The sequence below is a fragment of the Bradyrhizobium sp. NAS96.2 genome (assembly GCF_001908235.1).
Classification (GTDB): Bacteria; Pseudomonadota; Alphaproteobacteria; order Rhizobiales; family Xanthobacteraceae; genus Bradyrhizobium.
In genome coordinates, this window is sequence record NZ_LGHK01000184.1 from 1 (window position 1) to 5,468 (window position 5,468).

General features: G+C 62.6%; 2 protein-coding genes. Both read left to right on the forward strand.

Features of this window, described 5'->3' with window-relative positions:
* Positions 1 to 731 precede the first annotated feature (731 nt).
* Positions 732 to 1,271 (forward strand): MBL fold metallo-hydrolase, encoded by a 540-nt coding sequence (locus AC628_RS43310; protein ID WP_143201910.1) that lies wholly within the window; start codon positions 732 to 734, stop codon positions 1,269 to 1,271.
* Positions 1,272 to 1,603: 332 nt separating this feature from the next.
* Complete coding sequence (locus AC628_RS32180; protein WP_074130778.1) at positions 1,604 to 4,972, forward strand: adenylate/guanylate cyclase domain-containing protein; 3,369 nt, start codon at positions 1,604 to 1,606, stop codon at positions 4,970 to 4,972.
* Positions 4,973 to 5,468 lie beyond the last annotated feature (496 nt).

The window sequence follows — 5,468 nt, forward strand, 5'->3', positions numbered from 1 at the left end:
GCCCATCCATGCTGGCCTCCGCCCAGCCAGCATGGTGAATCAGAAACAGCCTGATTTGGGAATCCCAAATCGATTCAACCTAACCCCATCCCGCTTTAGTGAGTTGAAAAGCTCCGAAGTCCGTCGGAGCTTTTCGCTATCTTGGTGTCGGATTGCAGCTAACGCGGCTGAGAATGTCTGCTTTTGGGCCCAAAGCCGCTGATCGGCTTGCTCGGCATTTACGTCGGCTGCTGGAGGGACACCGGACCAGCTCGCCGAGCTGTGACCGATGCAGACTTCTAAAAGGGGCCGCTTCTATGTTCGCTGTGTCGGCTCAAGTGGTCGAGTGCCTACCACAGCTATGCTGGATCTTATCAACCGGCATCGTCAATCGTCGAGTCTGCAACGGTAAGCCCAGCTGACCGATGATTTCATCCCAATCCGGAGCGCGCTGTCTTGCTTGCATCATTCGATCCGCTTGCGAACCTTTGGTCGTGGGCCTAGGGTCAGTGAGACGGATATTCGCGCTGGGTGATGTACGCTCTCGTCCGCCTGATTTTTTGCAGCGAATTTGCGTATCCGTTGACGGCCACCCATTAGCTACCGGCCCAGAACGAACGCGCGGAAATGCGTTTTGGCGAGCCGGTTGTCGGCTGCGCAAGAACCAAGTCGTAAAAGCGCGCAAACTAGGGAGAGACCAATGAAACACGGACTTCTGGGGTCGCACGCGCCTTGCGGGTGGCCCGGCAGAATTGGCCAATGTGCTGACTTTCGAGCCCAATGAGGAGCCTCAACTCGTTTGGATGTCGGGCGAGGTAAAAGTGAGTGCTATCCGATCAACGCATATAGCGGGACATGCGTCCTATCGCGTGGATACACCGGCTTGGATTGTCGTTATTGGCGGCGACGCGAGCAACGACAAACCAGCGCCGCCCCGCTCGCACTCCACCTCAGATCAGGTTGAACGCTTGGCGCAGGGAGCCGATGTCATCGTACATTCGACGATACATCCGGTGCTCGGGCCGGACCGCGGCAGCGGCTTTCCAGCGCCAACCTTCTATCGCCAGAGCCTAGCCACCGACCTTGGCGCAATGGCGAAGCGTACGGGCGCGAAGTATTTGATGTTGACGCACCTTGCCCCGTCGCTCGGTACTGGACGGCACAATCGCTGGGATGTGCCGGGCGGCCCTCTGACGGAAGCAGACTACCGAAAGGCCGTCGAAGAAAGTGGTTTTACAGGAAAAACCATCGTGCGCACCGACTTAACCGCACTTCGGTTGCCAGCGCCTTGATCATTTTAGCCCGATGTCCGGCCACCTGTTATGTCGCCTATTGGCCCTTCGCACATATTGCACCGCCACACGACCTCGGTCGCTAACGGGGCATAGCGGAAATCGACAGGCCGCCGTCTACTGCCGAGAGTGACGTTCGTGATCCGACTTCGACATGAAGCCCCCCCGGCGCCGCACAGCGTATCGTCTGCCCCGCAGTCGAGCGTCAAGAACGTCCGCTTGGCTTGTTTAATCCAGCGGCGTACCATTTCGGGGATATCGGACGAGTTCCCTGTGGTCCTGGTTCGGAGGCCCGGTCAGGCCACGACAAATCCGCCGGGGCGCGAGCCGCGATGCAAAAGATTGGGGACTGGCTTGAACAGATCGGCATGTCCGAGTACGCGCAGTGCTTCGCGGACAACGATATTGATTTCACGATCCTGGGCGACCTGACCGATCAAGACCTTAGAGAAGTCGGGGTGTCTTCGCTCGGCCATCGCCGCAAGCTGCTGCGCGCGATCGCCGAAGTGAAGAGCGTGGAAAAAGACATGCAGCGTGTCGCCGTTGCGCCTGCGGCACCCGTTGCTTCAACATCGCACGACATCGCCGAGCGTCGCCAAGTCACGGTTATGTTCAGCGACCTGGTCGGTTCGACGGCGCTCTCCGCCCGCATGGACCCCGAGGACTTGCGCGAGGTAATCTCGGCTTACCAGACATGCGTCGCTGAGACCGTGCGTCGCCTTGGCGGGTTCGTGGCGAAATATATGGGCGACGGCGTCCTCATATACTTCGGCTATCCCGAGGCCCACGAGGACGATGCCGAGCGGGCGGTACGCGCCGGACTGGAGTTGGTCGCGGAAGTGACCGCGCTCAAGGCGCGCGTTGCGCTCCAAACCCGTATCGGCATTGCGACCGGGCTGGTCGTTGTCGGCGACTTGGTCGGATCGGGAGAAGCACAGGAGCGCCGCATCGTCGGTGAAACACCGAACCTCGCAGCGCGCCTGCAAGGGATCGCCGAACCGAACATGGTCGTCATCGCCGAGAGCACGCGACGGCTCCTCGGCAATCTGTTCGAGCTTCAGGGTCTTGGGGCGAGGGGGCTGAAGGGCATCGCCGAGCCGGTTCGAGCCTGGGCCGCCCTGCGGGCGAGCTCCGTGGAAGGCCGCTTCGAGGCGCTGCACGCGACCGACCTGACTGCCCCGGTCGGGCGGGAGGAAGAGCTCGACCTGCTACTCCGGCGCTGGGCTGCAGCGAAGAACGGCGAGGGCCAGGTGGTCTTGCTCTCTGGCGAGGCCGGCATCGGCAAGTCGCGGCTCGCAGCCGCGCTGCTCGAGCGCCTCGCCAGCGAGCCGCACACGCGCTTGCGCTATTTCTGTTCTCCGCAGCACGCTGACAGCGCACTCTATCCCATCATCGGTCAGATGGAGCGCGCCGCTGGACTGGCGCACGACGACACGCCGCAAGCGAAGCTCGACAAGCTCGATGCCGTGTTGTCGGGAAGCTCAACCTCGGCGCAACACGCGGCACTCTTTGCCGAAATGCTGTTGCTTCCCAATGACGGACGCTATCCCGCGTTCGAACTGACGCCGCAGCAGCGCCGCCAGCAAACACTGGAAGCCCTTACCACCCAAATCGAGGCACTGGCCCGTTCCAATCCGGTGCTGATGATCTTCGAGGACGCGCATTGGACCGACCCAACGAGCCTGGAAGCGATCGGTCGGGCAGTGGATCGGATTGCGAGCCTTTGCGTGCTGCTGATCGTGACCTTTCGGCCGGAATTCGAGCCACCTTGGATCGAGCGGCCGCACGTAACGGCTGTGACTCTCAATCGGCTGTCGCTGCGCGACGTCGGCGCCATGATCGACAGTGTCGTCGGCGACAGGTCTCTCCCGTCGGACATTCGAGAGGACATCATCGAGCGCACCGACGGCATCCCGCTGTTCGTAGAGGAGATGACGAAGGCCGTGCTGGAGGCGGAGAGCGAAGGCGACGCGCGACGGACCGCTTTGGCGATTCCGTCGCGGGCGCTGGCGGTCCCAGCGACCCTACAAGCCTCCTTGATGGCGCGGCTCGATCGACTCGGTCCGGCAAAGGAAGTGGCCCAAATCGGAGCGGCGATCGGGCGGCAATTTTCGCATGATCAACTGGCAGCGGTGGTGCGCAAGCCGGCGCAAGAACTGGAATCCGCGCTCCACCGTCTCATCGCCGCCGGTCTGCTGTTCCGGCAGGGCGTGCCGCCGCATGCGACTTATCTGTTCAAACATGCCCTGGTGCAGGACGCCGCCTACGACACGATGCTCAAGAGCCGACGTCGGCAGTTGCATGCGAGCATCGCCAAAGTCCTGATCGAGCGGTTCCCGACTTTGGCCGAGATTCAGCCCGAGATCGCCGCGCATCACTTCACCCAGGCGGGCCTCTGGGAGCCCGCCGTCGAATGGTGGGGCAAGGCGGGGGAGCGTGCCACGCACGTTTCCGCCTACAGCGAGGCGATTGCCCATCTCGAAAAGGCGCTCGGCCTCGTCGAGGAGTTAGCCGACAGTCCGCCCCTGCGCTCGCTGCGGCTGCGGCTCCAGACGACATATGGTTATGCGTTGCTTCATGGCCGGGGACAGGCCAACGCCCAGACCATTGCGGCGTTCGCAAGGGCTCGCGAACTTGCCGCCGGCGTCGAAGACAGAAGCGAACGACTCACGGTCTATTACGGCATGTGGGTAGGAGGATTCACGCGTGGGGACCTCCCGCAGATGCGTGAGTTGGCCGACGCCTTTCTGAGCGACGTCCAGCACTCGCCCGGCTCATCGGAGTTCGGCATCGCAAATCGTGTGTTCGGCATAACTTGTTGGTTCCAAGGTGACTACGCCGCCGCGCGGGTGCACCTCGAAAAGGCTCTTGCAGCGTATGATCCTCAACGAGACCGTGAGCTTGCGTCCAGATTCGGCTACGAACCGGGTGTCGTTGCTAAATTCTACCTCGCTCTGGTGCTTTGGCCGCTCGGCGAGGTCGATCGCGCAAGCGCCCTTGCCGCAGAGGCATTCAGTCTCGCGCTACCGAGCGACCACATCCCGACGATCGCGATCGCGCACTGGTATATGGGCAAATTCCACGCGATCCGTGGCAAGCCCCGCGAAGCCACCCCGCATGCGAGGGCTCTTCTGGCCCTCGCGCGCGAGCACGGACTGCCGATGTGGCTGGCGTTCGGAACATTCATCGACGGCTGGGTCCGCTTCTGTGCCGGCGATCTGGAGGGAGAAGCCGGCATGCGAAAAGGATCGGAACTCCTCCGCGACGCGGGCTCTCACTTCTGGAGGCCTGATCTCGGAACGTTGCTTGCCGAGGCCGAGGCGAAGGCGGGACGTGTCGACGACGCGCTCGCGACATTGGATGCCCAACTAGCCACCATCCAGCGTTCCGGCGAGGGCTGGTTCCAGGCCGAAGTGCATCGCAAGCGCGGTGAACTTTTCCTCAAGCAGGCGCCGCCCAATGTCGCGGCCGCCGAATTGGCGTTCGCGAAAGCCCTTGAGATCGCCCGGAGTCAGCAGACGCGAACTTTCGAGCTGCGCGCGGCGCTGTCACTGGCAAGGCTTTATCAAGCCACGGGCCGCATGCAAGCCGCCCGCACGTTGCTGCTTCCGGCGCTGGTCGGGTTCAATGAGGGAATCGAGGTTCCGGAGGCCGGAGAAGCACGACGCCTTATCGCGCAGGGCGACACTTACAAGAACTGAATCGGACTGAACTGGCATGGCACCTTTCTGATGAGTTCGAGGAATTAGCCGCCCGTCAAAATGCCTGAGTCCGAGGGGCCGGCCGTAAACATGGGCAGGCGGCCTTATCCATTCATGGCGGCGTAGAGGTGGTAATGTGAGGCAGGTCGGTTGCTGGCGGGAAACTTTTGCGCCGGCCCTCTCCGATCTCTGGCTGCTCGCGCATCCCGATCTGGTCGAGTCCCCGCGGTGCGCGCCGTGATCGGCTTCGTCACCAACTGCGCGCGCAAGGACCGCGTGAGGCTGCGCGGGTAGCGGCGCAATTTCACTCGGAATGGTCTGACGCGGCCCCGTCAAGCCGGGTTGCAATGTCCGCTGTGCGAGGAAAGCCGGACGTGGCGCCGCACAGGCGTCAGGTCTCCGTTTGTGAAGGGTTTCGGACGCCGGCCGCTTGAGGGACGGCGCCGCGTATTCGGCGGCCGGCGTCCGAAAGCCTCCAAGGGAGGAAACCGCGCTT

What these genes read in the sequence shown, in the direction of transcription:
- AC628_RS32180 (WP_074130778.1), top strand. Translation starts at nt 1,604, where the DNA reads ATGCAAAAGATTGGGGACTGGCTTGAACAGATCGGCATGTCCGAGTAC.